Here is a 2,416-nt window from a genome sequence, read left to right on the forward strand (position 1 = left end):
GGATTCGACCTCCTCCGACACCGCATCCTGCTTCAATAACTGCCCACCGGCCGTCACCACCGACTACGGAACAGAGCCGATCTTTTTACAGTCCCGTTGGTGGGCACCGCGCGCTCCTTGATCGTTAACGTGGCTCGCGCGCGACGTTCCCAGCCCCTCCGACCGTTTGTTCGGCGATCTTCCATTCCCGTCCGGATCATCACCGCATCTGGTAGGCGGACGGCTGGCCGGTGAAGCTGGACGAGGACGAGTCGGCCTCCGACTGAAGCGGGCCTGTCAGCCGGCGGGCACCAGCGCGGTGTCGCGGCCCAGGTGCGGGTCGAGCGTGCCCGTGATCATCCGGGTGAGGCGGCCGAGGATCTGCTGGAACTGCTTCTTCTCATACTCAATCCAGTCCGCGGGGTCCTCGGAGAACATTATCCGTGCCGACGGTGCCAGATGATCGGTGTATGGTGCTCAGCGGCCCCGACGTCCCGCAGGCGCCGGATGCCTCGGGTGACCTGCCACTTGGTCAGGCGGATCGCAGCGCCACGAAAACCACACCGGTCAGGAAACTCAATCCGATGACCAGCAGAATCCAGTTCGACAGCAACGCCAGAATCAGGTGCCATCCTTCTTGCGGATACATGATCTCCGGCTTGTGAGCTAAGTATAGTACCGGCAATTTCTGCCCTACCGGCCTCTTCTCGTTAGTGCTTACAAAAGGTTGGCATACCACGCGATTTCCTTGCTGATCGTGAAAGGCGATGACGGGATGGAATGTCGTTCCGGAGTCGCTGTCGGTCCGCTCGTTGTTAACGACAACACCGATTGTGTGTACCCCATTTCGCCATAGGATCCATGCGATCGTGCAGTATCGCACGCAGACCCCGGTGAGAAGTCCTCCCGCAAGCAGAAAGAAAAGCAGGTCAAGCCACATGATCCGTCGCTCCGTCCTTCAACGTGGTCCTGATCTTTTCGATCGTGTTGCCGATCTTTCCCGAATGCCACGGGTCTTTTCGGCGATGTCGGCGTGGCCCTTGGTGCTGCACGGCTTGTTTCCAATGTAGCCGACGACGCAGTTGTAGCCGATTTCGGAGAATCCGAGGTCGTTGCCGCCGATCGAGAGCACCACGTACTTCACGTTGTGCTGAGAGGTGATCTTGGCGAGCTGTTTCACCTGAGGCTCTTCGCCCTTGAAAGGGTTGTCGGTGACATCCGCCGTGGTGGCTCCGGAGCAGGCGATGTTGAATCGCCGTTCCGCCAGAATACCGAGAATGTCGCCGATGCTCTTGATCGGTGCGAGATCGGAGCGGTGGCACATCTCGTTACCCGAGGCGGTCTCGCCGTAGACGCGCTTCGGGTCGTGGTCGCAGACCTCGTCTTTGCCGCTTCCGGTGCAGTTGAACGCCGCACGGTCGGTACCGAAGGCCGAGCCCTGACGGCTGCGGTAGGACAGCTCGACGGCACCGTTGCCCTGCCAGCGTCCGCCCTCACCGGAGATATAGCTGTCCCCCATGGAGACCACCGCGTCCAGGCCGACGCACGACTCTGCGCTGTCGGCGGCGCGGCCGGCGAGGGGGGGCAGCGGTATAGAGCGTTTTGTTCGTCCAGTCACTCGAGCACTCCTGCGCCTTCGAGGGCGCGAACCTCACCGGTTGGTGGTCCGATCCGCCCCCGCTGCTGACGGAGACGGCAAGGTCGGTCAGCTCGTCGTTGGCAACCATGAAGTCCAGCGGATACCCGGACTTCTGGGTCGTTACTGCCTCCCCATCCGGCTCGCCGTTCCGGGTCGCGTAGTAGGTGTGGGCGGTCACCGGGCTTCGGAAGGAAGTGGCGTACGAGTTGAAGTCGCCCAGAGCACGCCACGGTTCGTTGGGCACCGCTTCACTGATCGCGGTCATGAGTGCCTCCACGTGCGGGTTCGGTGTCGAATCGCGGCGGATAGACGCGGCATGGATGTCGAAGTACCAGGTGCCGTTGATCCGCACGCCGACGGCCGGGCGGGAGCGTGTCCGGATCCTCGTCATCTCCGCAGCCTCCCAAACCCCACCTGGTCTTGTCGAGGATGCTTACATAGATCAGTTTGCCGGCGATGTTTCTGCTGCTCTTGCTGGAGGCAAACCCTCCGTAATGGACCTCGTACTTCAGGCTCGGGAGACCGCTGGAGGTCGTTGAGGTGTCCTTGGTGTTGCTCAGCCAATCCAACTCGTCAGAGACGAAGCCGACGGGCGGGGTATTGACCTCCTGCAACGCCAGGACATCGGCATCCTTGAGCAGATTCGACCCAACAAATCCCCACTTGTTGCCGCGTTGGGAGTTGAAGGTCACCGCCCGGAGGTCGACATTGGTCGCGGCTTACTGAGGTTGAACTCGTGATGTCGGTGGGTTGTTCAGGTGGGTCTGATGGGCAGGCGGGTCTCGGCGAGGCAGCCGT

At 61.6% G+C, this 2,416-nt stretch carries 4 protein-coding genes; all 4 read right to left on the bottom strand.

The genetic code is table 11. The features are described from left to right. Positions 1-276: 276 nt before the first annotated feature. The 4 genes from LCE31_RS38880 to LCE31_RS38895 all read right to left on the bottom strand — a co-directional run bounded on the left by LCE31_RS38880 (position 277) and on the right by LCE31_RS38895 (position 2,310). Positions 277-417, bottom strand: coding sequence for a hypothetical protein (locus tag LCE31_RS38880; protein ID WP_225022950.1), 141 nt, complete (start codon positions 415-417; stop codon positions 277-279). 94 nt (positions 418-511) lie between these two features. After that, positions 512-919, bottom strand: a complete 408-nt coding sequence (locus LCE31_RS38885; protein ID WP_225022951.1) for a DUF3592 domain-containing protein — start codon at positions 917-919, stop codon at positions 512-514. Positions 920-937: 18 nt separating this feature from the next. Beyond that, positions 938-1,597, bottom strand: a complete 660-nt coding sequence (locus LCE31_RS38890; RefSeq protein WP_225022953.1) for a hypothetical protein — start codon at positions 1,595-1,597, stop codon at positions 938-940. 269 nt (positions 1,598-1,866) lie between these two features. Continuing rightward, positions 1,867-2,310, bottom strand: a complete 444-nt coding sequence (locus tag LCE31_RS38895) for a hypothetical protein (RefSeq protein ID WP_225022955.1) — start codon at positions 2,308-2,310, stop codon at positions 1,867-1,869. Positions 2,311-2,416 lie beyond the last annotated feature (106 nt).

Origin of the sequence: Streptomyces sp. 8L (genome assembly GCF_020176795.1) — a bacterium.
In the GTDB taxonomy this organism is placed as follows: Bacteria; Actinomycetota; Actinomycetes; order Streptomycetales; family Streptomycetaceae; genus Streptomyces.

What these genes read in the sequence shown, in the direction of transcription:
- LCE31_RS38880 (WP_225022950.1), bottom strand. Translation starts at nt 417, where the DNA reads ATGTTCTCCGAGGACCCCGCGGACTGGATTGAGTATGAGAAGAAGCAG.
- LCE31_RS38885 (WP_225022951.1), bottom strand. Translation starts at nt 919, where the DNA reads ATGTGGCTTGACCTGCTTTTCTTTCTGCTTGCGGGAGGACTTCTCACC.